The 24,801-nt window shown below is 39.7% G+C and carries 22 protein-coding genes and 1 pseudogene; 19 read left to right on the top strand and 4 right to left on the bottom strand.

Annotated features, from left to right (window positions below):
- Window positions 1–10: 10 nt before the first annotated feature.
- Window positions 11–1,543 (top strand): glutamine-hydrolyzing GMP synthase, encoded by a 1,533-nt coding sequence (gene guaA, locus JL57_RS19375; protein ID WP_034143671.1) that lies wholly within the window; start codon window positions 11–13, stop codon window positions 1,541–1,543.
- 112 nt (window positions 1,544–1,655) lie between these two features.
- On the opposite strand, the gene JL57_RS19370 is transcribed toward guaA, so the two are convergent.
- The 3 genes from JL57_RS19370 to JL57_RS19365 all read right to left on the bottom strand — a co-directional run bounded on the left by JL57_RS19370 (window position 1,656) and on the right by JL57_RS19365 (window position 2,706).
- Entirely contained in the window at window positions 1,656–2,057 is a 402-nt protein-coding gene (locus JL57_RS19370; RefSeq protein WP_291300290.1) for a helix-turn-helix transcriptional regulator, read from the bottom strand.
- Window positions 2,003–2,155 carry a helix-turn-helix domain-containing protein gene (locus JL57_RS34890; RefSeq protein ID WP_291300309.1) on the bottom strand — a complete coding sequence of 51 codons (153 nt, stop codon included), beginning with the start codon at window positions 2,153–2,155 and terminating at the stop codon, window positions 2,003–2,005. The genes JL57_RS19370 and JL57_RS34890 overlap by 55 nt, the downstream gene beginning before the upstream one ends.
- 281 nt (window positions 2,156–2,436) lie before the next feature.
- Complete coding sequence (locus JL57_RS19365) at window positions 2,437–2,706, bottom strand: tyrosine-type recombinase/integrase (RefSeq protein ID WP_034143614.1); 270 nt, start codon at window positions 2,704–2,706, stop codon at window positions 2,437–2,439.
- Between the two features lie 393 nt (window positions 2,707–3,099).
- Here JL57_RS19365 and JL57_RS36525 point away from each other — a divergent pair, with 393 nt between their 5' ends.
- The 11 genes and pseudogenes from JL57_RS36525 to dinD all read left to right on the top strand — a co-directional run bounded on the left by JL57_RS36525 (window position 3,100) and on the right by dinD (window position 14,119).
- Complete coding sequence (locus tag JL57_RS36525) at window positions 3,100–3,528, top strand: hypothetical protein (protein ID WP_366557056.1); 429 nt, start codon at window positions 3,100–3,102, stop codon at window positions 3,526–3,528.
- Between the two features lie 27 nt (window positions 3,529–3,555).
- Window positions 3,556–3,885: a plasmid recombination protein gene (locus JL57_RS36520; RefSeq protein ID WP_366557055.1), complete on the top strand. Its 330-nt coding sequence runs from the start codon at window positions 3,556–3,558 to the stop codon at window positions 3,883–3,885.
- Complete coding sequence (locus JL57_RS36515; RefSeq protein ID WP_366557054.1) at window positions 3,840–4,217, top strand: hypothetical protein; 378 nt, start codon at window positions 3,840–3,842, stop codon at window positions 4,215–4,217. Before JL57_RS36520 ends, JL57_RS36515 begins: the two co-directional genes overlap by 46 nt.
- A complete protein-coding gene (locus JL57_RS34880) occupies window positions 4,195–4,584 on the top strand; it encodes a hypothetical protein (RefSeq protein ID WP_291300289.1) in 390 nt (129 codons plus the stop codon). The genes JL57_RS36515 and JL57_RS34880 overlap by 23 nt, the downstream gene beginning before the upstream one ends.
- 6 nt (window positions 4,585–4,590) lie before the next feature.
- Entirely contained in the window at window positions 4,591–4,974 is a 384-nt protein-coding gene (locus JL57_RS19355; protein WP_366557059.1) for a TnpV protein, read from the top strand.
- 281 nt (window positions 4,975–5,255) lie between these two features.
- Complete coding sequence (locus JL57_RS19350) at window positions 5,256–5,441, top strand: hypothetical protein (protein ID WP_034143612.1); 186 nt, start codon at window positions 5,256–5,258, stop codon at window positions 5,439–5,441.
- 82 nt (window positions 5,442–5,523) lie between these two features.
- Window positions 5,524–8,532 carry a type I restriction endonuclease subunit R gene (locus JL57_RS19345; RefSeq protein WP_034143611.1) on the top strand — a complete coding sequence of 1,003 codons (3,009 nt, stop codon included), beginning with the start codon at window positions 5,524–5,526 and terminating at the stop codon, window positions 8,530–8,532.
- Window positions 8,525–9,724: a restriction endonuclease subunit S gene (locus tag JL57_RS19340; RefSeq protein ID WP_034143610.1), complete on the top strand. Its 1,200-nt coding sequence runs from the start codon at window positions 8,525–8,527 to the stop codon at window positions 9,722–9,724. Before JL57_RS19345 ends, JL57_RS19340 begins: the two co-directional genes overlap by 8 nt.
- A complete protein-coding gene (locus JL57_RS19335; protein WP_034143609.1) occupies window positions 9,721–11,037 on the top strand; it encodes an AAA family ATPase in 1,317 nt (438 codons plus the stop codon). The genes JL57_RS19340 and JL57_RS19335 overlap by 4 nt, the downstream gene beginning before the upstream one ends.
- Window positions 11,034–12,788 (top strand): type I restriction-modification system subunit M, encoded by a 1,755-nt coding sequence (locus JL57_RS19330; RefSeq protein WP_034143608.1) that lies wholly within the window; start codon window positions 11,034–11,036, stop codon window positions 12,786–12,788. The genes JL57_RS19335 and JL57_RS19330 overlap by 4 nt, the downstream gene beginning before the upstream one ends.
- A 476-nt stretch (window positions 12,789–13,264) precedes the next feature.
- Window positions 13,265–14,119, top strand: a pseudogene (gene dinD, locus JL57_RS19325) (DNA damage-inducible protein D).
- Between the two features lie 444 nt (window positions 14,120–14,563).
- Here dinD and JL57_RS19320 read toward each other — a convergent pair.
- Complete coding sequence (locus JL57_RS19320) at window positions 14,564–16,219, bottom strand: IS1634 family transposase (protein WP_034143607.1); 1,656 nt, start codon at window positions 16,217–16,219, stop codon at window positions 14,564–14,566.
- A gap of 153 nt (window positions 16,220–16,372) precedes the next feature.
- Here JL57_RS19320 and JL57_RS19315 point away from each other — a divergent pair, with 153 nt between their 5' ends.
- From JL57_RS19315 to JL57_RS19280, 7 genes are all read left to right on the top strand, one after another.
- Entirely contained in the window at window positions 16,373–17,368 is a 996-nt protein-coding gene (locus JL57_RS19315; protein ID WP_034143606.1) for a P-loop ATPase, Sll1717 family, read from the top strand.
- Window positions 17,369–17,839: 471 nt separating this feature from the next.
- Complete coding sequence (gene tcmP, locus JL57_RS19310) at window positions 17,840–19,030, top strand: three-Cys-motif partner protein TcmP (protein WP_034143605.1); 1,191 nt, start codon at window positions 17,840–17,842, stop codon at window positions 19,028–19,030.
- Between the two features lie 3 nt (window positions 19,031–19,033).
- A complete protein-coding gene (locus JL57_RS19305) occupies window positions 19,034–19,747 on the top strand; it encodes a DUF5131 family protein (RefSeq protein ID WP_034143604.1) in 714 nt (237 codons plus the stop codon).
- 555 nt (window positions 19,748–20,302) lie between these two features.
- Entirely contained in the window at window positions 20,303–21,169 is an 867-nt protein-coding gene (locus JL57_RS19295; protein WP_291300288.1) for a PIN domain-containing protein, read from the top strand.
- A gap of 326 nt (window positions 21,170–21,495) precedes the next feature.
- Window positions 21,496–23,136, top strand: a complete 1,641-nt coding sequence (locus JL57_RS19290) for a hypothetical protein (RefSeq protein WP_034143602.1) — start codon at window positions 21,496–21,498, stop codon at window positions 23,134–23,136.
- Window positions 23,137–23,164: 28 nt separating this feature from the next.
- Window positions 23,165–23,695, top strand: coding sequence for a hypothetical protein (locus JL57_RS19285; protein ID WP_034143601.1), 531 nt, complete (start codon window positions 23,165–23,167; stop codon window positions 23,693–23,695).
- A 240-nt stretch (window positions 23,696–23,935) separates the two neighbouring features.
- A complete protein-coding gene (locus tag JL57_RS19280) occupies window positions 23,936–24,541 on the top strand; it encodes an SOS response-associated peptidase (protein WP_034143600.1) in 606 nt (201 codons plus the stop codon).
- Window positions 24,542–24,801 lie beyond the last annotated feature (260 nt).

Below are 24,801 nucleotides of genomic sequence, written 5' to 3'. Positions count from 1 at the left end.
GTGAATGATAGTGGCTCAGGAAGTTGTCTTAGTTTTGGATTTTGGAGGACAATATAATCAACTTATTGCCCGCCGTGTACGTGAAGCTCATGTGTATTCTGAGATGATTTCCCATAAAACTTCAATTGAGGAAATCCGGGCTCGTCAACCAAAAGGGATTATCCTATCCGGTGGACCGGCAAGTGTCAATCAACAGAATGCGCCCGAAGTTGATCCCGAAATTTATAACTTAGAGATTCCTATTTTGGGGATATGCTATGGGATGCAGCTTATGGCTGTACAACTAGGGGGTAAAGTAGAACATCCAGTAGCTAGTGAATATGGCAAAGCAGTACTCACGGTTGATGCACCGACGGATTTATGGGAAGGCTTAGGTGGAGACCGTCCGTGTTGGATGAGTCATGGTGATTCTGTTATTTCATTGCCAGAGGGCTTTGTAGTCGCTGCTCATACAGGGCATACTCCGGTTGCGGCAATGATGAACGTAGAGCGACATTTTTATGGCGTTCAATTCCACCCGGAAGTAAAACATACTCCAGATGGTCAAGCGATGTTAGAAAAGTTTCTGTTCGAAGTTTGTAAATGCAGTGGGGACTGGACCATGGAGTCATTTATCGAGTTACAAGTCGCTGAAATCCGAGCTAAGGTCGGTAATGGGCATATCCTATGCGCATTAAGCGGTGGGGTAGATTCCTCAGTAGCAGCGGCGTTAGTGCACAAGGCAGTAGGAGATCAATTGACCTGTGTCTTTGTGGATCATGGATTCATGCGTAAGAATGAGGCAGAACAGGTTAAAAAGATTTTCATGGAGCAATTCCAACTTAATCTGGTCTTTGTCGATGTCCATGAACGGTTCATGGAAAAACTCGCCGGGGTATCCGATCCCGAAACGAAACGTAAAGCGATAGGGAATGAGTTTATCCGAGTTTTTGAAGTAGAGGCCTTAAAGCTCGGTAAGGTTGATTTTTTAGTCCAGGGAACTCTCTATCCTGATATTGTCGAGAGCGGGACGGAAACAGCGGAAACGATCAAGAGTCATCACAACGTCGGTGGTTTACCGGAGGACATGAAGTTTGAGCTGATCGAGCCGTTGCGGATGCTTTTTAAAGATGAAGTGCGTGAACTAGGCATCGAACTTGGAATGAGTGAAGAGATTGTCTGGCGTCAACCGTTCCCAGGACCGGGTCTGGCAATTCGAATACTCGGAGAAGTAACCCGTGAAAAACTAGATATTTTGCGGGAAGCGGATGCCATTATTTTGGAGGAAATCCGGAGCTCAGGCCTCTATCGAGACTTATGGCAAAGCTTTGCGGTACTTCCTTCCATCAAAAGCGTCGGCGTAATGGGAGATGGTCGCACATACGAGTACCCCATTATTCTGAGGGCAGTCACCAGTGAAGATGCCATGACGGCAGATTGGGCAAGGCTTCCGTATGAAGTCCTGCATAACATCTCCTCGAGGATTGTGAACGAGGTGCAGGGCGTTAACAGGGTTGTTTATGATATTACCTCAAAGCCCCCTGGGACGATTGAGTGGGAGTAATAAACACAGCCCCGAGAACCTCAGTAAATCAAGGTTCTCGGGGCGTTTTTATGCTCAGTGATAACAGATTGATAACAGTTTAGCTTTTCATGTGCTTTAGGTATCCAGTGGCTTAGGATTTGCGCCACTTTTTCGCTGGCTCTCTCAGGTTGCCATCGTTGCATGTTTGCGGCCAGTTTAGTTTCCATTCCATATATTCGGCCTTGCTGATTACCCCATCGGCAAGGTCTTTTTTGCGTTGCTGCCATTCTATAAAAAAATCATCAAGGAGGTGAGAGTTAAAATCAACAGCAATGTGCTTTTCAGGAGATAGAGGTGCAGTGCTGTCTTCAATATCATGGAGGTATATAGGATAGTGTTCGTCCAACTCAAATAGTGTATATATCACATCTTCCGCAGCATAAAGGGAAGGTTCATAGATGGAACGGTAATTGACATCCAGCACTTCAGCAATTTTTTTCAGCATTTCCTCTTTGGGTGTTCGTGTGCCGGATTCATATTGCGCAATACGCACGTCGCAGTCTTATCGTCGAAGCCGATGGCAAGTCCTAACTCTTTTTGAGTTAGGCCGCGCAAATTGCGGATTCTCTTAATTCTATCTCCTACGGCCATAGTGATTCCTCCAGATGAAGCTCCTTCTGTCGGTTTAGCCAGAAAGAGTTCCCTGAAAACCTTTATGAAACCCAGAAAATATTGGCTATCCCAAATAAGAAATGTGAAAAATCCCTGGTTATCCTATCTAACTGGCGATGAGATGCGAATTATTCTTTCCAAACCGGACAGCATTAAAAAGGACGGATTCCGCGACCTAGCAGTCACACCACATATATTCCGAAATCAAAACTAAAATAAAATCCAAACTTTTAAGCAATAACAAAGGAAAGAAGCTATGTTCAACGATAAAAAGTTTGGATTTTATTTATCGCTGGAATTATGTTTATCAAGCCGCAAAATCCCCTAAGTGATCCATCCAGCCTCTTCCGTTTCTTGGTGATTTTTTTATCTGTCTCATTTTCAAGAGTTGCCAGTGCTTTAGCTTTGTCCTCCGTCGTTATGTCTAAATAAACCATGGTCGTCTCCAGATGAGCATGTCCAAGAAGAAAACTGACCTGCAAGACATTAAGCCCGTCTTCAATCCAGTGGGAAGCTTTTGCATGTCTCAAATGGGGAGCTCCCCATTTGAGACATACTCAAGAAAGACACGGAATGATGCAAGCCGCACATTGCATGTGTCCGGACAGCATCTGCGGTTTTCTTTAAGCCAGCAGATCCATTTTTCAATATACAGTCGTTCAAAACACGTCTTTGTAAAACCAGAAGGCGTAGTGCATTCTGACTCAAGGAACAGAACATAAAGAGTTAAAGCGTCCTTATAAGATTTCAGTGTGCGTTCGCTGTTTGTAAGCATTTTCGGAGCATAATCATAAAGGAAATCTGATATATACTGGAACGATTACAATATTTGTTACGAAAGTAATCGAAGTCACGCTGGAAGGACGGTCAACCTTACATTTGAGCGGACTGAGGCGTGACGATATGTGACGGTGTGACTAATATTGGCAGTATGGGTCTACTATCAGAAATATCGTCACACCGTCACGCGCCGCAAGGCAATAGGCGGCAAAAGCCGCGATATTTCCGATATGGCGCAATGCATTTTTGATACGCAGTGTCAAAAATGCTTTTGCATTACTTTTGAAAAAAGTAACAAAACTCCGACTTCCCCGGATACCAACCGAAAAAGAAAAAGAGAGTATATGAAACGAACAATCAGCGTCATGCTCGGCAAAGGCTCGGTCAATCATAACAGCCGACATTATATAGCATCAAATATAGACAGCGATAGGTCACAGTTCAATATATCTTATTGCAATATCCCCATCAAAGGTGTGTACCATGAGCTTTTTGATGATGCACTTCAGCGATACAATGCGAAGCAGACCAGAGCCGACCGCTGCATTAACGATTATTATGAAAAAATCTGAACTGCCAAACTGTAAAAATATTATTTTATGAGATCATTTTTCAGGTGGGCAACATGGAAAATATGGCTTCAAAATCTGCGGATGGTCAGATCGCGGCAAAGGATCGGCGAGTTCATGAGTAGCTTTCAAGGGCGCAATCCCTATTTAAAAGTATTTTCTGCTCATCTGCATATGGATGAGGCGACGCCGCATCTGCATGTGGATTTTATACCATTTACCACCGGCAGCAAGCGCGGGCTGGACACCCGTGTTTCCCTAAACCAAGCGCTGGCTAATCAAGGCTTCACGGGTGGTACCAGGGGTGACACAGAGTGGAACCAATGGGTCAATCAGAGAAAGTGCAGCTTTCGCAGGTGATGGAGCGCCACGGCATTGAGTGGGAACAGCTTGGCACCCACGAAGAGCACCTGAGTGTCATCGACTACAAAAAAGTCCAGCACGCCAAAGAAGTCGCTGTGCTTGAGGAAACAATTTCCGGCAAGCAAGAAGAGATCAACAACCTTGTTGACAAGGAAATGAGTGTTAAAAATGAACTTGACGGTTTCCTTTCTCGGCTGGTAGATGTCCAAGATCAGCTGGAGACTGTGGAAAGCAAAGAAAGGTTTATCGCCCAAAATGCCGCCATTACGATAATGATCGGAGTATTTGTTGTCGGAGACAAAGCCGTTGATGACAGCAAAAAGTTATAGAGAGAAAGTAGCAGAATCATTGGTGCAAAAGCTTAAAGAAGTAATTCGCAGTATCTTATCACAGTTCTTTGAAAAGACAAAAGCGCTAATTACGGAACTTGATAGGGCAAATAGTCAAATCCGAAGCCTATATGAACGACTTGAAATAAGCGAAGTTAAAGGTGAACGCCTTAAAGGAATTGAGAAAGACTACAACCGGCTACGCCGGTTTTTGGGAGGTGACAGGACAGATGAGATAATTAGTGAAGTAAAGGTAAAGGAAATAGCGGATAAGGAAAAGCGTGAAAAGAAAAGTGAAGTTTTTGGAAGGGGAAGCGAAGGAACGGCAACATGGAAAATTTCTGGAAAACAAGATTATGAACGATAAGGGGAAATTTTATTTATAAAAAATCATTTCACAGATAAGAAAACAAGCATTAGCAATACCCAAAACGGCGATTACCATATTTCTAGTTTGGTTTCACAAAAACAGGAATGCGAAATCGGGATATTCGGTAGAGAACATTTGCTGCAATATCTAAAAGAGAGTCAGCCAATGATTTATACTGAATTCCTTTTTTCTGGACGGCTAAATGCTTACCTACACGAGGTTGACATTAAAGCCCTGGAGATGTATGACAGGCTGGCCGGAGAATATTCCCTGCAACAAGGAGTAACCGAGCAGTTAAAAGCCAAAAATCAGATGGAATGGGTCGGGAGAATGAACAATATTCAAAATGCAGTTGAAGAAGTAATCAGGAATGAAATAATCAGTTAAAAAATGGAGGGTTTGCAGAAATGCGTTGCCCCTTCGGAATCGGACATGAAAAAGATCTCCTGTCGTAGGATAGCGATTAAGGTATGAGGTCTCTCGCATGTAATCAGCAGGTCATGGGTTCAAGTCCCCTCTTAAGCTCAAATGCAAAAGACTGTGTAGTTTCAATGGATACACGTTTTTTTGCACGTTTGATATTATCCATTATTTGGGACAATAGACCTTTTATTATTCGCTTGAGAGATGTATAATAATGCTGACATACTTTAACAGGAGTTTTTGCTATGGATTATGTTACACCGAAAGATAAAGCAATAGAATGGGGTCTTACCCAGCGCAGAGTTGAAGTGCTCTGTGATAAAGGTCGTATCCCCGGAGCTTATCGCCTCGGTCGTGTTTGGGCTATTCCCCAAAATGCCGAAAAGCCGATAGATGGGCGAACAATAATGGCGAAAGAAACAAAACGATAAATGGTATCTTTTTTTGGTGAGGTGTGCTCATGAAAAACACAGCGGTTTTTGGTACGAAAACTAAATTGAGAGGAGATTAATAATGAAAGCTGAAAAGCAAATAGAAGCTTCTTTTATTGATAAGCTTAAAGATTTAAAATACACATACCGTGAAGATATTATAGATAAAACTTCGCTGGAAGCTAATTTTAGAGCGCATTTTCAAAGACTAAACAAAGTGAATTTAAGCGACTCTGAATTTGCACGCCTAAGAGATGGAATTATTTCATCTGATGTGTTTACAGCGGCGAAAACATTACGAGAAATAAATACATTTAAACGCGATGATGATACGCCACTGCAGTATTCACTCGTTAATATCAAAGACTGGTGTAAAAATGAATTTGAAGTGATAAACCAACTACGCATAAACACAGATAACAGCAATCATCGTTATGATATTATTATCCTCATCAATGGTGTTCCTGTTGTTCAGGTTGAGCTGAAGTCACTGCAAATCACACCTAAAAAAGCAATGGAGCAAATCGTAGAATATAAAAATGACCCGGGCAATGGTTATACAAACTCGTTGCTTTGCTTTATGCAGCTTTTTATTGTGAGCAATGAGAGTAAAACATATTATTTTGCAAATAATCACAAGGAGCACTTTTGTTTTAATGCAGACGAGCGTTTTTTGCCAATTTATCAGATGGCAGACGAGGATAACAACAAAATTACCCATCTTCATGATTTTTCTGATAAGTTTTTGCCAAAATGCACTCTCGGGCAACTAATAAGCCGCTACATGGTACTTGTGGTAAGTGAGCAGAAATTGATAATTATGCGTCCATATCAGATATATGCGGTTAAGGCCATCATGAATTGTATTGAGCAAAACCGTGGAAACGGCTATATTTGGCATACCACCGGAAGCGGAAAAACTCTTACATCTTTTAAGACATCAACGCTTTTAAAAGACAATCCAAACATTGAAAAATGCCTTTTTGTCGTTGACCGAAAAGACCTCGACAAACAAACCAGGGAAGAATTCAACAAGTTCCAAGAAGGCTGCGTTGAAGAGAATACCAACACAGAAAGTTTAGTTAAACGGCTTACTTCGGATGATTATCGTGACAAAGTTATTGTTACCACAATTCAAAAGCTTGGGCTCGCTCTTGATGAAGATAGCAAGCGCAACCAAGAGAAGAAGAAAAGGGGCGAACCTACCTACAAAGACCGCTTGGCAAAGCTCAGCAACAAACGTATCGCCATAATTTTTGACGAATGCCATCGCTCACAGTTTGGCGACAACCATGAAGCAATTAAAAACTTTTTCCCAAAAGCACAGCTTTTTGGCTTTACAGGAACACCAATATTTGAAGAAAATGCAACCTATAAAAAAAACGATGGCACGATTGGTTCTTATATCACAACAAAAGATGTTTTTGAAAAAGAGCTGCATCCCTATACCATAACGAATGCTATTGATGATGGGAATGTGCTTCGTTTTCACATCGATTATTTTAAGCCGGAGGATGTCAAAAAAGCAGCAAAAGCTTCTGACACTGAAAGTAAAAAAGCGATAGCCGAAGCAATACTATCAAAACACGATGCCGCTACCAATGGTAGGCGATACAATGCAATTTTTGCCACTGCTTCTATCAACGATGCAATAGCATACTCTGAGCTCTTCAAGTCGTTACAAGAGGAACGCAAAAACAATGAGGGGGAAAGCTTCAAACCGCTAAATATTGCATGTGTTTTCTCTCCGCCGTCTGAAGGAAACAAAGATGTTAAGCAACTTCAAGAAGACCTACAGCAAGAAAAGGCCGATAATGAACAAGAGCCCGATAAGAAAAAGGCTGCACTTAAAAGCATCATTGATGACTATAACTTGCAGTACGGCACAAATCACAGCATAAGCGAATTCGATTTATACTATCAAGATGTGCAAAAACGCATCAAAGACCAAAAGTACCCGAATTCCGATTTTCCTCATAAAAACAAAATTGATGTAACCATTGTTGTGGATATGCTATTGACAGGATTTGATTCCAAGTATCTAAATACCTTGTATGTTGATAAAAACGTAAAGCAACATGGCTTAATCCAGGCTTTTTCAAGAACGAACCGTGTTCTAAACGACACAAAGCCTTATGGAAACATTCTTGACTTTAGAGGGCAAGAAAAGGATGTAGATGAAGCGATTGCACTGTTCTCCGGAAAAGGAAACAGTAGCAGAGCAAAAGAAATTTGGCTTGTTGATCCAGCTCCTGTTGTGGTTGAGAAGCTGGATAAGGCGGTTGCCGCGCTTGAAAATTTTATGAAATCACAGGGGCTAGAATGCAAGCCAGAGCAAGTAAGCAACCTTAAGGGTGATACCGCACGAGGTGAATTTATCAATAAATTTAAGGAAGTGCAGCGCCTTAAAACACAGCTTGACCAATATACAGATATAAAAGAAGAACAAGCGGTAAAAATCGAGGAATTATTGCCGGAAGATACTCTGCGTGCGTTCCGTGGTGTCTACATTGAAACAGCTCAAATGTTAAAAGCGCGGCAGGGCAAGGATATTAAGGATAAAGACCCGGTGATTGAACAGCTCGATTTTGAGTTTGTTCTGTTTTCCTCTGCCATAATCGATTATGACTATATCATGTCGCTGATTTCGCGGTACACGCAACCGGATATACCTAAAAAAGAAAAAATGAGCCGTGAGCAGCTCATTAGTTTGCTTTGTTCAAATTCAAATATGCTGGAAGAGCGTGAAGATATTATTGCTTATATCAGTACGCTGGAAGCCGGAAAAGGGTTGGACGAAAAGGAAATAAAAGCCGGATACCAAAAATTCAAGGCGGAAAAAGCAGCCAAAGAAATGGAATCAATTGCAAACAAACACGGCATAGAGCCTGTATCACTACAAGCCTTTGTAGATAAAATTATGGAGCGCATGATTTTTGACGGTGAAAAGCTCAGTGACTTATTTGAGCCGCTGGAGCTTGGCTGGAGAGACCGGACTAAGAAAGAACTTGAGCTGATGGATGATTTAATTCCGTTACTGAAAAAGCTTGCAAGTGGACGTACGATTGTGGGGTTGAATGCGTATGAATAAGAAGGATAAAATGGCTTTGGTACCGAAACTAAGATTTCCAGAATTTAAAAACAACGGCGCAATTAACCTTGAAAAAGGAAATGTAATATTTGAATCAATCAGTAATAAAAATCATAACTCTGATCTTCCTGTTCTCGCTATAACACAGGAATATGGGGCAATTCCAAGAGATCAGATTAATTACAATGTGTCGGTAACGGATAAGAGTCTTGAAAGTTACAAGGTTGTTGAAATAGGGGACTTTATCATTAGCTTAAGGTCTTTTCAAGGCGGTATAGAATATTCTTTATATCATGGCATTTGCAGTCCGGCTTATATTATTTTACGCAAAAAAGCTCCAATAGTGGAAGAATACTATAAGTATTATTTTAAAACAAATAAGTATATTCAAGACCTAAACAAAGACTTAGAAGGCATAAGAGATGGTAAGATGGTGAGCTATAGTCAATTTTCATCAATACTATTACCTAAACCAGACAATGACGAACAACAAAAAATTGCCGATTGCCTGTCCTCCCTTGATGACCTTATTACCGCAGAAAATGAAAAGCTTGAGGCTCTCAAGGCTTACAAAAAAGGCTTAATGCAGAAGCTGTTCCCCGCCGAGGGCGAAACTGTTCCCGAATGGAGATTTCCAGAGTTTAGGGATAGCGGGGGGTGGGACACCTCTGTTTTAAAGGATTTTGCAAAGGTTACTACTGGTAATAAAGATACACGAAACAAAATTCATGACGGTAAATACCCTTTTTTTGTGAGATCTCAAACGGTTGAGAGGATCAACTCATATTCGTTTGACTGCGAAGCAATATTGACTTCTGGTGACGGCGTAGGTGTGGGAAAAAATTACCATTATATCTTTGGTAAATTTGACTTTCACCAAAGAGTTTATTGTATATATGATTTTGATAAAACAGTTTCAGGTAGGTTTGTTTTTCAATATATTTTGGAGCATTTTAGCAAAAGAGTAATGCAATTAAGTGCGAAAAATTCAGTTGATTCGGTAAGAATGTCAATGATTACAGAAATGCCAATTATGTTACCAAGCATTGAAGAACAGAAAAAAATTGCCGAGTGCCTATTCGGTTTAGATGACATCATAAAAGCGCAAGCACAAAAAGTTGAAATTTTAAGCATTCATAAAAAAGGCTTAATGCAAGGGCTATTTCCCTCTATTAAGGAGGTGGGAGAATGAGTTATAATATTCCTTCTAAAATAGAAAAAGTAACCTTTAAGACGATGATTCTTAAGAAATTGAACAATGACAAATTCAGCCACCACAAAAAATTGTTTAGCGATAATTATAAGTGCCCCAGAAATTCGGAAGAATATACTTTAAGAGAAAATTTATCTGATGCCTTGCTTGCAAAATTGGACTTTGTACTTAAAAGGATAGGATATAATCAATTTGATGCAATTAAAGATATTGCCAAATATTTCAGGATTCTGTTAGATGAAAAAAAGTACATTGTACTATTTGCATATAACGGTACAGGTAAGACGAGGCTTTCCGTAGAGTTTAAATCATTGGGTCAACAATTAATTGATGATACCGGAGAAAAAACAGCTGATACATTATACTATAATGCATTTACTGAAGATCTTTTTAATTGGGATAATGATTTAGATAATGATACTGAACGCGTATTAAAGTTAAATAGTAACTCCAGGTTCTTTTCGGGGCTTGAAGACTTAGAAATGGAAAGCAGAATTCGACCTTTCTTGCATAGATACGCCGATTTTGATTTTGATATTAAGTATGAGGAATCAGGAATCATTTTTTTCAGAGATGTATTAATTTCTGGAACTACTCAGAGGATTGATAACATAAAGATATCTCGTGGCGAAGAGAACATCTTTATTTGGTGCTTCTTTCTTGCTATTGTTCAGTTGGTTGTAGATAAAGCGGAATCGTATAATTGGGTAAAGTATATCTATGTCGATGACCCAATTTCTTCTTTGGATGATAATAATGTTATTGCCGTTGCAAGTCATTTGGCACAATTAATGAGTGGTAATGATATTAAAGTAATTGTTTCATCACATCATACATTGTTTTTTAATGTTTTATGTAATGAAATTAATAAAGCAGAACAATTATTTTTACAGAAAAACGCCAAGAGTGGTACCTATATACTTAAAGACACCACAAAAACACCTTTCTTTCATCATGTTGCATTATTAAAGGAGTTGAAAAAAGCGTCTGATTCAGATGAACTATATACATATCACTTTAATATTCTTAGAAATATATTAGAAAAGACAGCATCTTTTCATGGTTTTGCACACTTCTCGTCTTGTATAAGAAAGGGAGTGGACGAGGATGAACCTGTCTATACAAGACTAGTAAATCTTTTGAGCCATGGTAACTATTCTTTATTCGACCCTAAAGAAATGGTTGAAGAAAACAAAGAACACTTTAAAAACATACTAAATAATTTTTTAGATGATTATAATTTTAATAAAAAACTATTTGAAGACGGTCAAGTTCAGGAGGAGCAAGAATGAACGATACACAACAAAAACAATTAGGCGCAACGCTTTGGGGCATTGCTGACAAATTACGTGGAGCCATGAATGCCGATGACTTCCGTGATTATATGCTGTCTTTCCTATTCTTGCGCTATCTTTCGGATAATTATGAGGAAGCAGCAAAAAAAGAACTTGGCAGTGATTATTTGCACTGTGAAGAGGAAATTAAAAGAATCTCTATTGCTGACAAGAGATATGAGACAATTAGCTCGTTGAAAGAACAGATAACGAATTATTTCAGCAAACAGCAATTAGAAGAAAACGCAAAGAAGATGCTGATTGGCGAGCATCATGAATTGTTAGATAGTACAAAGTTAACCCCGCTTGTGGTTTGGTATAACGATAATTTAGATCAAGTGGCTACGTTTGAAAAACAAATGCGCCGTAAAGTTCATTTTGTAATTAAGCCACACTACCTCTGGAGCAATATATATGAGTTGGCCCGCACACAAAGCAAGCATCTTTTGAAAACCTTGCAAGCAGGTTTTAAGTATATAGAAAATGAATCCTTTAATAGTACATTTCGTGGTTTATTTTCCGAGGTTAATCTTGACTCTGATAAACTTGGGAAAAATTATGAATTGCGCAATACAATGCTGTGCTCAATTATAACTGAAATTGCCGAGGGGCTTTCCGAATTCCCTAACGAAAGTGATATCTTAGGCGATGCCTATGAATACTTAATAGGGCAGTTTGCAGCGGGCTCAGGCAAAAAAGCGGGAGAGTTCTATACTCCCCAGCAGATTTCAACCATTCTTTCTCGTATAGTCACACTTGACAGCCAAGACCCAAGCACAGGCAAAAAGAAGCAGCTTAAAAACGTGCTTGACTTTGCGTGTGGCTCCGGCTCGCTCCTTATCAACGTTAGAAAGCAGCTTGGCGCTAACAGTATCGGTCAGATATACGGACAGGAAAAGAACATAACAACTTACAACCTTGCTCGTATGAATATGCTTCTTCATGGGCTTAAAGATTCAGAATTTCAAATATTCCACGGAGATTCACTGCTAAACGACTGGGATATTCTAAACCAAATGAACCCGGCAAAAAAGTTGGAATGTGATGCAGTAGTAGCCAATCCGCCTTTCAGCTACCGTTGGGAGCCTAACGACACTCTGGCAGAAGACTTTCGCTTTAAAAGCTATGGGCTCGCGCCAAAATCAGCAGCCGACTTTGCCTTTTTGCTGCATGGTTTCCACTTTTTAAGCGATGAGGGCTCTATGGCGATCATATTGCCACATGGTGTTTTATTCCGTGGGGGTGCCGAGGAGAAAATTCGCACTAAATTGCTCAAAGATGGAAACATCGATACTATCATTGGTCTGCCAGCCAACCTCTTTTTCTCTACTGGCATTCCAGTTTGTATTCTTGTGCTCAAAAAGTGTAAGAAATTTGATGATGTGCTGTTCATTAATGCAAGCGAGTATTTCGACAGAGGGAAACGTCAAAATGTTCTTTCGACGGAACATATCGATAAAATAGTTGAGACATACCAATATCGCAAAGAAGATGACAAAAAATACTCACGCCGTGTCTCCATGGAAGAAATTAAAAAGAGCGGATACAATCTGAATATATCAAGATATGTGAGCACAGCAGCAGCGGCAGAAATTGTTGACATTACCGAAGTTCACAAAAATCTGGCTAAAATTGAGGATACAGTAAATAAAGCAAAGACTATCCATAATAAATTTTTGAAAGAACTTGGATTGTCAGAGCTACCTTGAATTTAGTATACTGAATAAATGCCAGTTGGAAGCTCCCAGGAATCGTATTGAATATGTATTCATGCATGATTTTTAATTTATCAACCTACTCACTCGTAGCAGTTTTATGGATTTCTGACTATGTTGATGCCTGACTGGAAAGAACGGTAAAAAGTTCTCAACTTGGATGAGTTTATGGTCAATAATAGCTTTGCTTTTATTGATATAACAAGACAACACACACGCTATTCCCCCGGCAACACTTTGTTAACAATAAATCAGAGAACCCAAAAGATATGGATAACTAGGACAATCAGAATATCAGGAACCACATAATCTAACAAAATTGTTTAGAAAACGCTCCAAGTGAGCGAGAGAGGATAGACGTGAGTGAATTTAGAGATAATAAAAAGTGGTCTGATAGAATCGGATACTGTTTCACATCGCGTAGAGATTAAATCCTTAATTTCCAAAATACCTTATATGGAAGATCGAATATGTCGAACTTAAATACTGAGGAATATAAATCATTTGAAAGCATTAAGCATATTCGGGAAAGCGGAAACGACTTTGGTATGCTCGCGAGCTTGCAAATATCTTAGATTATACGGAATGGCGCAATTTTTAGAAGGTTATTGATCGGGCCATACTTGCCGTAAGAACAGTGGTTTCAGCGTTTTAGACCATTTTGTTGAGGTCAAAAAAATGGTCGACATTGGCAGTTAACTCAAAGGAAAGTCAAAGATTATGAACTTATACGCTATGCATGTTATTTGATTGTTCAAAACGGCGACCCGAGAAAAGAAATAATTGCTTTGGGCCAAACTTATTTCGCTATACAGACACGCCGCCAGGAAGTCCAAGATAAGTTTAATCAGCTTGGCGAAAATAATAAACGATTAGTTGTCCGTGGAAATATAAAACAGTGGAATCAGCTTCTTGCAGAAGCAGCGCATAATGCCGGTGTGATTACTGATGAGGAATTTGCGATTTTTCAAAACGCCGGATATTTGGGCTTGTATGGTGGCATGACTGTCTCAGACATCCATACAAAAAAAGGCTTGAAGAAAAATGAAAAAATCCTTGATTATATGGGAAGTACAGAATTGATTGCTAATCTGTTCAGAATTTCTCAGACTGAGGAGAAACTGAAACGAGATGAGATAACAACTGCCATCGATGCAAATTACACGCACTATGAAGTCGCTGAGAAAATACGCAAAGCTATTATTGAAATGGGGGCCACACTACCAGAAGACTTGCCTGTGCCGGATAAAAGCGTTCAGACAGTTGAGCGTGAGGAAATACGTAAACTCAGAAATTCAAAGAAAAAGCTGATGCTGTACGAATAGAGGTATGAAAAACTTGAAATAGCAGAGTGGTTCTGATAACATTTTGATAACAAAAAATCGGCAAGTGTCGAATAATGTGGAAAACAGGTACAATGGAAAAGCACAAAACTTAAACAAAATTGTTTAGTAAAAGTTAAGATTTCCTGAGTGGGAGTAGGGCTAAAAGGGCGTTAGGAAGCTTACCTGTGAAGTTTTAGTGGCGCTTAGTCATCGGATAAACACTGTGTTTTTAAGGGTTTAAGAGATATCTGAGTATGTGTTAGGTGGTTATGATTTCAGTCACTTTTTGACGTCATCATAACCACTTAGTTTTGTTTTCGTAGCTCCGCGAAAAATAAAGAGAAAGTTGCTCAAACTCGGGTTCGACAGTCTGTAGCCACGAGAAGTGCCTCAAAACCTTGTGACACAAGGGCTAGAGGCACTTGTGGATAAATTGCCGTGTGTCTACATTTTTGACCTCTGAAAAAGGGAAATATCCAGTATTTTAGCGGGTTCCGGGATTTTAAGCAAAAAAAGAATTCTCTTTTGAGCTTCGTTTATCTCCGTCCTTTGGTAGACCTTTCCGTCCGTCGATTCGTATTCGATTAGATGCATATTTTCCAGTTCTGAACGTAATTGGGGCCATGTTTGCAGGGTGTTAACCTCTGCGATTCTAACGAGGAGAAGGGATAACCAACACAGTAGAACATGGGCCCGGATTCTTTCTTCTTTTCTATGATAGACAGGCCGTAGTTCAAGCGTTGTTTTCAATGTGCGAAACGCTCGTTCGACTTCAAGCAGTTGCTTGTAGCCTAAAGCGATGTCTTCTACGGAAAGGGTGTCATCCGACGAACGGATTAGATATTTTCCATCCAAGTGTTCCATCTCTTTAACGACTTGGTTATTGATCTTAAAATTACCCTTAGAGTCCATCTTGAGATACTTCTTGTACGTGATGTGACTGTTAAGACGGCAATGGGCTTTGGAATGGGCGCTTCCATTCAGTTCTTTAAGCTTAGCAAGTTCCGCTTTGAGTTTCTCCAGATGCTTTTCACGTCTTGCAGCATCACGTCGAGCCTCTGCAGGATTGCGGACAAGCACATAACGAACGCGGGCTTCTCCGTCGCCTACAATGACTTCCTTGACTTCAAGATTCTCGCGCACAGATCGGAATCGCCCAGGATGAGCTAGTGCCTTTTCAACGATGGGTTTACCAGCTGTCATTCGTTCCCCTACAATATAGTGTCCGCCCGCCTCTTGGAGAACGCGCAGGTTTCCCTCGGATGAAAAACCTCTATCTGCTACAGTAATTACGCGACCAAGCTTCCAACCGGTTAAGTCTCGCTTAACCTCTGGAATGACCGTCATATCGGAGGTGTTTCCAGGCCAAGACCAACATCGTATAGGAATACCGTCTCGCGTCACTGCTAAACCAATCACTATTTGAGGGAGATCGGGCCGACTGTCTTTTGAATGCCCTTGTAACTTAAAGTCTTCATCATCCCATTCATCCATCTCAAAATACGTGGACGTTGTATCAAAGAATAGAAGATCAACCTCTAAGTTGAAAAGATCGGCGACGGCATTGAAAACTTCGTGCTGAATCTCTTCTTCCGATTCTAAAAGGAAATCCATCGCTCTGTAGCAGTGCTGGACATCGAGATCATTCAGTCCTGGAATCATGACTTTCTTAGAGATCCATTCTTCCAGCCCAAGTTTACTGGAGGGGGCCAAGGCTCTATTAGTGACCATCGCCAAGATAACCCGTTCCATCTCCGTCCGAAACTCACGGTTCTTGAGACGCTTTTCCAGCAGTTTATCGATCCCAATGCGCTTCCAAAGTCCATCTAGGAACCAAACTCCACCCATAGGCCGACTGGATAAAAACTTCAACTCCGGCGTTTTGCCATCGAAAAGTGTTGGCTCTTCGCCCAGAAAACGCTGGATACTCCGAGCCAGACGCTTAAGTGCATCCATATCCAGTTCATCCATCCGTCCGAAACTATGAATCACCTCTGCCTGCGGTGTACCCGTCTTCGGATTTCGAACGTTATGAGCCAACTGAACATATTTAACGACCTTATTATCTTTGTTTTTGCGGGAACTTACACGAATATACATAGTACTATTATATCATTGCGCACCTACATTAATCAATAGAATGTCAGTATTTATTTGAAGTTATCCACAGATTCGTGTGCCTACACACTTTTGACTTATCCACTTGTGGATAAGTCTTTTAACCCGCATGGTTGAAGGATTTGAAATTTTTTCATGTGCCTAAAACGGTTTTGGACTGTCGAACCCGAGATAGATCTAGATTTTACAGGGTTCAAGGAAATAACCTCACCAGAAGCTGAAGAAATAAAGTCCGCCTTATTAGAAATAATTAAAAATAACAATTTCTATGTTCTTATTGATAACCTTGACGAACCATGGATTAATAGCAATCAAATGAATAGCTGGTTAAGAGGTTTAATCCTTTCAATGAGACAGCTTAAACGAGATTTTAATAATTTAAAGATTATTACTTTCTTAAGAGATGACATCTACGATGAAATAGCAAAAGGAAGTGATTTATTTGATTCAGAAAACGAAATTTTAAGAATAAAGTGGAAAGACGATAATAACTTCAGCCTAAGAAAATTATTAGCTACTAGGATAGCGACATATTTTAAAGAAGAGTTAAATGATTCATTACTTGCATTTGACAACAAGTGGTCTTATTTTTATCCCTTGAGATTGAATTATGGACAAGTACCGGGCAAATATCTTACAACCTATATAACAGAAAGGACGTTTTCAAGGCCTAGGGAGTTTTTACAATTTTGTAGACATATTATAGAAAAAAGCCAGAGCGAGAAATTACCAGTTTTACAGGATGCAGTACATATAGCGGAGAGGGAGTATTCGAACTGGAAAGTACGGGATCTAGTCGGTGAGTATTCAAAGACATATGAAAACTTAGAAAATTGTATATTATCCTTTTCAGGAGCATGTCAGAATTGGCAATTGTCATATGCGGATTTGGTTACACACTATAGTAATTTAAGTGATGAGCAGAAAATTTATAATAAAATTTCTAACAAACACCTAGGACAAGATGATCTTATTAAGTTTTTATTTCTTGCAGGGTTTCTTAGAAAGGTCATTCTTAAACTGGGCGTAAGGACTAAATATCTAACAAGTATAGAAGAGAAATTTGTCAGTCCAAGTACTAGTACGTTCGATATACACCCGGCTTTTAGAAAGAAACTAGCTGAAATGTAATTGTACAATACAATACTAACATACGCCGTCTGAAAATCACTCAATAAAACCCTTGAAGAAGGGTTCGAGACTGCCTTGAAAGCATCGGAAACGATGTATTTGTAAAGTTTCTGGATAACCCAGAAATCGTGGATGTGGGACGAGAGCTTAATTTATTAGACGCTTGAATAAAGCGTCTTTTTTCTTGGTAAATATTTGTCTTATCAAATTGGAGGAATATAGAAACTTACCGAGAATTAGCATATAAGAATGGTGAATAATGGAATACCATGAAGACATGCAAGTTCATATAGATCAACGAGCAGTAGCAAGGAGAGTGAAATGACTCAGTTAGAATTCTTTAGGCTGTTAACAGGTCGAAAATAAGAGAAGTAGGATTAATCCACATCACTACGAGGGCGGGAACTGGAAAATCGGCTTCATGGGGGAAAGATTAACAGGGACCTGAAGAGATGATAAGGGGGCTTAGAATTGTCAACAACAGATAACTTCTTTGGACAGCAGAAAGACAAATCGAGGATAAAAACTTTAATAGTAACGGATTTTTTCAAGGCGTACTTTTCAATAATCAACAATTCTGTTGGACAAAATGCGCGTGAAATCATTTATATTGATTTATTCTGTGGTCCAGGAAAGTTTGATGATGGAGAACCATCTACTCCCTTAGCTCTATTAGACATGGTTAATAACTTTAAATCTGATGACATACGTAATAAGTTAAGAATTGTATTTAACGACGAAAATAGTGAATACATCGAGAAGTTAAAAAGTCTGGTATCAGATCATGATGTACGATCTAAGCTTAATTATGATCCCGTTATTACTAATAAAAAAGCTGGTAAAGTTGATATAGAAGTCCATTTGAACAAAAAGGTTCCCATTTTCTCTTTTATTGATCCTTGGGGGTATAAGGATGTTTCTGCTGAACAGACCTGGGCGCTGGTGGAAAATATTGGTTCGGACTGTGTGCTGTTTTTTAACTCAAACCGTTTTTTGATGGACATGCCTAAGGAATCACGGTTATGCTATTTTGAACCAATATTCGGCGATCAGTTACCTGAAGTTGAAAAAGTGGTAGATAATAGGCAAATGAATCAAAAGCAAAAGACACAAAAAATAGTCGAATTGTTTTCCAAGAACCTTTGTAATGTGATGGGTAAATCGGATTACTCTGGTTACAAGTTATTTGTATTACCTTTCAGTTTTGAGGCTGATGATAAAGAAAAAATAAGTCACCACATAGTATTTATCACAAAAAACCACAAGGCAATTATAGAAATGAAAAAGGTCATGTTAAAACACAGCAATACGAATAACATACAATTAGGATTTGACAGTAAGGATCTATTACAAATTTCACTTTTCCATAGAGAGGATTTTCTCGATGAGGCAATTATTGATTTAATAAAACGGCGTTTCCGAAATAACCGAAGTTATCTAGATAAGACTTGGACAATCGCCTCTTTGTTGCAAGAACTTGACGCATTCAATATGAGTTTGGTATATCAAGTTACCCCATATTCGTTTGAAGAGGTCAAAGGGGCCTTAAAAGTCCTAGATAAAAAGGGTTTAATCGAAATTATCGTAGAACCAAATAAAAAAATTAGAGAGAATATTACCAACGACAGAAATTATAAAATCAAAACAGAAATGTTGGTGTAAAAAGTGGCTAATAAAACTAAAATCGAATGGACCGAGTGTTCATGGAATCCGGTAACAGGTTGTACTAAGGTTTCGGCTGGATGCCAAAACTGTTATGCAGCCACTTTTGCTAAAAGGCTTGAGGCAATGCATAACCCCAGATATACAAATGGATTCAACGTGACGATTCATGAAGACTTAATAACAGCGCCTGTAAAATGGAAAGCACCAAGAAAGGTCTTCGTAAATTCAATGTCTGATCTATTTCATGAAGTCCTGAAGGATGAGATAATACTTAGCATATTTGATACTATGAATAAGGCCTCTTGGCATACATTTCAAGTGTTAACAAAAAGACCTGAACGCCTCCAGGCTTTATCAAATCGAATCAACTGGACTAATAATATTTGGATGGGCGTTTCAATTGAAAGCAGTGATTATTTGTATAGGGCTGAGCAATTAAAGAGTACCAATGCTCAAGTGAAATTTATATCTGCGGAACCCTTACTATCCGATTTGAGTGGTTTAGATCTCAATGGCATCGATTGGATTATAGTTGGCGGAGAATCTGGTCACTATTGTCGCCCTATGGAAGAAGAATGGGTGATTAGCCTTAGGGATAATGCGAAAGAAACTGGGGTTCCATTTTTCTTTAAACAATGGGGTGGAACAAACAAAAAAAAGAATGGAAGATTACTTGAAGGCCGGACATATGATGAATATCCCCAAATGGAATAAGGCAATTGGATGTAGGCCGAGAACTTAATTTAGTGCAAGATCAGACGCTTGAATAAGCGTCTTTTTTCTTAGAATATTTGTCATACCAAGATGGAGGAATTTAGAAACTTACCAAGAATTAGCATATAAGAATGGCGAATAATGGAATGAACTTGAAGATATACGAGCCCTAGAGAGGAGAATGAAAATGACGCAACCCGAGGCAATTATTGAAGCATTTAAAGCTACAGGTGGAACAAGAAGTAAACATGAAGTTGACACATGGGTGTGACAGAAATATGGGGACGTATGGAAAGATTTTGGTACTCCTATGGCAGATATGGTCCCCGTATCTCAGGAAGGAAATAGCTCTACAAAATGTCCGAGAAGAATTACGTGTTCTTGAAAGAGTTTCATCCTGGAGAGTACCAATTAATTATGTGATTATATCTATTTTAGACCAATGATGTTTTCTAGTAAGGAGTTAGCTGACTATAAGTCTTATCATTTGCCATCTGGCTAGGACGTCAGGTGAAATACATTGGACGAAAAACTGAAAGCAATGAGGGAGTACAAATGAATACAGTTGTTGAACAGATTGCAGTGGATTTAGGTAAAATCAAAAACTTAGCTGAGGATTTCCTTTTGCATCACTCACAAATTAGGTACTGTGGGCAAATTGAGGGTGTAATCGGATTTAGTAGTTACGAGTGGGTTAAAATAGATCACCAAGGCCAGCAGATTCAAGCACGCTTATATAAAGAATATAGTTGCCTTGCGGAGCTAATGGAAACCCTGATATCTGAATTACCTTCCGAATACCAACGGACTTTTAAAGAATGCAAAGGTGAAGTGCTTTCCTGTATAGAACAGAATCGGCAAGTGTGGGACTCCTCGACAACGGAAGTTTTTGAAAAAGTACATGGGAATTTGGATAAACAGTTTGAGTTAGTGAAGAATTTATATAGTAACAACGATGGCGGTCATATCTTTGTGCCTGACACGAATGCAATACTTATTAACCCACATTTAGATAAGTGGACTTTTGAAGATGCAGTTAAGTTTGAGATAATACTTACCCCATCGGTATTATCCGAATTAGACCAACTAAAAATGGTTGGTAGGAACGAAGAGGTTAGAAACAAGGCTCAGTCTATTATTAGATCTATCAAAGAATACAGAAGACGTGGAAGACTTACAGAAGGTGTAACCCTTAAAAAGAATGTAAGCATGATAAGGGCATTGGCAGTGGAACCTGAATTTGAAAAAACTTTTTCCTGGTTACAAGAAGACAATAAAGACGATAGGCTACTGGCATCTTTCATGGAGATAATGAAGGGGTACCCAAACTCTGTTGTGATTCTAGTTACCTCGGATATAAATCTACAGAACAAAGCTGAATATGCCAGACTACCTTTTCTTGAACCGCCTAAGGAAGAGTAAGTTAAGTCTGGGGACCAGGGTACTTTATCAAAACTAGTAAATTCCCTTCCTGGCAGGTCGCACGTTCTAGCGGGGGGAGTATTTCGCCGGGGTAAGGTTTAAAGATAGTGCGGCAAAGTAAATGCTTTAAGCCTAACAGAAATAAGTTATGTAGAATTTAAAGGTGGTAGCCAGTAGTGAATGTATTGAGCTCCGAAAAATGCCAATTGACGATGGAGGCTGATGCATATTTTATTATGAAAGTAGGTTTTAAATCCTGGCTTAAGTTTACTTGGATATCTGAATCTTTACAGGTAAACTCGGGGGAATAGGAGGAGTTAGCAATTATGTACAAACAGAACAACATACCGGGAGATATTCTTTTCCGGGATTGGATGGATTACATACAGAAGAAAGTCGGGCAGGAACAGTGGGTAACGGTTTACTGCATTAATAAGGGGGACTGGGGAGAAACGTATTTTTTCAGTGCCCTCATTCAAAACACTATGGTAGAAGAGGCTTTAAACAACGAGTCGTGGGATTTACGCATGGGTAATGGTATGCCGGGTTGCACTGAGTACTTTGGCCACGAAGTTGAAAGCCAGATAACTTATCATAGGTTCGGAAACGACGACGGGATAGAACCGCTTATTCACTGCCGTGAATTCCATGGCATTAAAAAGAACTATGTAGAGGTGTCCGAAGAGTTTCGGCTTTTTCACAATCTTTATTATGATAAGTCTTTTAATAAGTTTGTGAAGATCAATAAAAGTGGGGCCGAAGAGGATTATATACTTATCGAGGAAGATCGGGTACAGATTAAGTTAAAGCCTCTAAAGCAATTCCTTGCCATTAAGGAGATGCATTTGGCAATCTACTTCTCCATCGATCGATACTCAGACAAGACTCTTACTAACCTGGGCCTGAGCGAGATTCGAAAGGTTGTAAAAGAAGGAAACTTACATTATTTTCGCTACATCGATGAACCGGGAGTCTCTTATAAAGATGATAAACCAACTTTATCTCGGTTGGAAGGGAAGAAACTAATCCAGGGAATGCCTAAGGAGAAAAGTGGGATTTGGCCTTTCGAGGCAGAGGCGGACTACGAGGACTTTATTATCGGCATAGACGGTAACGGGGACCCCAAACTGTACACCTGCAACGAAGATAAGTTATCGAACTACTTCGGCAAGAATCCACACGCTCCACATTATTTAACACCTGTGTACTTTAGGAGGGATGTTTTAACGAAATACTACTCCAAACCAGAGATGTACTCCGTAGAAGATGGTTACCTCAGTTGCGGTACATTATGGGGCCTGCAAATGGATAACAACCATGGAAAGTACATAATAGTGTTCTTGGGTGACCTTGGTCGGGACCTGCCTGCTGAAGAGCGTGGGTATTGGAAGAGTTACAACGTACCACCAGAAGGTACAATTAGTGATGTGAACTGGAAGCGGAGCTTCCTGGCCGAGTTTACTAATCCAGAAAAGGCTGATCTACTTTTTAAGCACCAGTTTAATATCTTTCAAGAGAAGTGGTCAAAGAAATTTGGGTGGCTTCTATTCAAGCCACTATCTGAAGATGATGAGCATAACTTCAAAGTGCTGAGGGTTCCAGTCTCAAATGACCAATCTGAGTTCGATCAGCAATCCATGGCCCTCACAAAAGTTCTAGTTGATTCCCTTAACGAAGAGGAGATTCAGGCACAGATACTAGGGGAAGTCCCCAAGAATTCAAAAGGTATTAACAAATTATCTCTTTGGTTTCAAGAGATGGGGTTGATTGGGTCAGAGGAGCATATTAAATTTCTCAGGTCTTTACAGGATTTGAGAAACGGGGCCGGTCATAGGAAGGGAAAAGACTATCAGAGGGGGGCTACCTACTTTCATTTGGGTGAAAGACCATTTGCAATCGTCTTTGAGGATGTTTTAAAGCAGGCAACGGAATTCCTAGAGTATCTGGATCAACAATTGCTAACCTAATTTATTACAATTTTTTGGAGGAGAAAAATTGAGCAAACAAGTACAAATCAATAATGCCGAGGAATTAGCCAAATTAAAACTAAGCATCTTGGAAACTGCCGAAAGTACAACAACAAAATTAAAGGAATTACTTGAGCACAAAAAAGGAATTGACCTTTTCCATGAGATTCGATTTCATGAATTCGGGCAGGATCCCTTGGAAGATCGAGCATTAAACTTAGTTGAGCAGTTGAACCAAACATTTACATATCTGACATCGCTAATGGCTACGGAATATCTTCTAGAGACGCACCCAGAACATGCACCATTTATTCTTAACTTGGGAACATCCCCTGGCTACGATGTAGTCTCAAAAGACGAGGTAGTTATTGCTGAAACATTTTCAGCTGTGAGTCCGAGCAGTAATGATAAATTAAAAAAGGATTGCATTAGGGTAAGAGCTCAGACTGGAGCTCTACATAAGTATGTATTTTACTATTCCCCTGATAAGCGTAACGTAGATAATGTCAGGAGTAAGTATCCTAACGTTAAGATAGTTCTATTGGATCTTTGGTTCTAGCTCTTACGGATTGCAATCTTATTTATTAAGCCCATTTTTGCCCATATTGAACTAGCTTCTCGCCAGGGGGGCTCTTAGGTTACTGAAGGATAATCACCAACTGAAGGATAAAACAGTAACTTTTCAAGAATAAATTTTTTTATTATTATAAAGAGTTACCGATAAACCCTTCAGTCCTTCAGTTACTTCAGTAGATGACTAGGCTATAATGGTCTTAAGATTAAATTTAGAAGAGCTAGCATGTGCGGACGCTTTACTTTTATTGATATTGAGGATATTAGAGAACGATTTAAAGCTGAACCAATACACCTAAAACCTAACTACAACGTTGCCCCGACTCAAAATGTCCCTGTCATAAACCCAGCTATCGGCCATAAAATGATCAATGCCAGGACAGAAACTGTAGATGATAAGCCAAGGTGCAAGCATAGACTCCAACGAAAGCGTTGCCTTATAGTAGCAGATGGGTTCTATGATCGGAAGAAAGAGGGGCGCACCAAACGACCTTACAGAATAACTCTAAAGAATAAAGAGCTCTTCGGGTTCGCTGGCCCTTGGGACACGTGGAAGTCACCCGATGGCGATATAGTTAATTCATGCACCATAATAACGACTACTCATAATGAGCTAATGGCGGGGATCCATGATCGCATGCCTGTCATCTTGTCGCGAGATGCTGAGCGTGCCTGGTTGGATCAGAGTATTGTGGACGCGGGGTATCTTAAGAGTTTGTTAGTGCCTTACCCAGCGGAGTCCATGATTGCCTATGAGGTTTCTGAGTTGGTGAATTCAGTTAAGAATAATGGGCCTGAGTGCTTGGTTCCTGTGGGAGCTAAACTGTTTTAGCTTAACTAAGTCTTTAATACGCTTCGAATCTGCGGCTTAGGGGACACTAATTTACAAAGCCGCAATTGGCTACTTTTGTTGTTAGAAAAACCGAAAATGCTTGGTTCTTTACAGGAAATTGGTGGATATGGCCTAACGAGTGTTACAAGCAGATGAAATCTTAGAGTTTCTAGCATTATTACTTAACGGACGGAATATTGCTTGTCTTCAAACCGAATGGTTTTCAGGGGCTGAGGGAGAACTGCAAATGGATTTGTGCT

This window comes from Desulfosporosinus sp. BICA1-9 (assembly GCF_000802135.1).
This window is presented reverse-complemented; position numbering and strand designations above follow the sequence as displayed.

Coding starts and splice junctions, on each gene's coding strand:
- JL57_RS19345 (WP_034143611.1), top strand. CDS start 5,524: ATGAAAGCTGAAAAGCAAATAGAAGCTTCTTTTATTGATAAGCTTAAA.
- JL57_RS19280 (WP_034143600.1), top strand. CDS start 23,936: ATGTGCGGACGCTTTACTTTTATTGATATTGAGGATATTAGAGAACGA.
- JL57_RS19320 (WP_034143607.1), bottom strand. CDS start 16,219: ATGTATATTCGTGTAAGTTCCCGCAAAAACAAAGATAATAAGGTCGTT.
- JL57_RS19350 (WP_034143612.1), top strand. CDS start 5,256: ATGGATTATGTTACACCGAAAGATAAAGCAATAGAATGGGGTCTTACC.
- JL57_RS19335 (WP_034143609.1), top strand. CDS start 9,721: ATGAGTTATAATATTCCTTCTAAAATAGAAAAAGTAACCTTTAAGACG.
- JL57_RS19315 (WP_034143606.1), top strand. CDS start 16,373: ATGTGCCTAAAACGGTTTTGGACTGTCGAACCCGAGATAGATCTAGAT.
- JL57_RS19340 (WP_034143610.1), top strand. CDS start 8,525: ATGAATAAGAAGGATAAAATGGCTTTGGTACCGAAACTAAGATTTCCA.
- JL57_RS19295 (WP_291300288.1), top strand. CDS start 20,303: ATGAATACAGTTGTTGAACAGATTGCAGTGGATTTAGGTAAAATCAAA.
- JL57_RS36520 (WP_366557055.1), top strand. CDS start 3,556: ATGAGATCATTTTTCAGGTGGGCAACATGGAAAATATGGCTTCAAAAT.
- JL57_RS19290 (WP_034143602.1), top strand. CDS start 21,496: ATGTACAAACAGAACAACATACCGGGAGATATTCTTTTCCGGGATTGG.
- JL57_RS34890 (WP_291300309.1), bottom strand. CDS start 2,155: ATGGCCGTAGGAGATAGAATTAAGAGAATCCGCAATTTGCGCGGCCTA.
- JL57_RS19330 (WP_034143608.1), top strand. CDS start 11,034: ATGAACGATACACAACAAAAACAATTAGGCGCAACGCTTTGGGGCATT.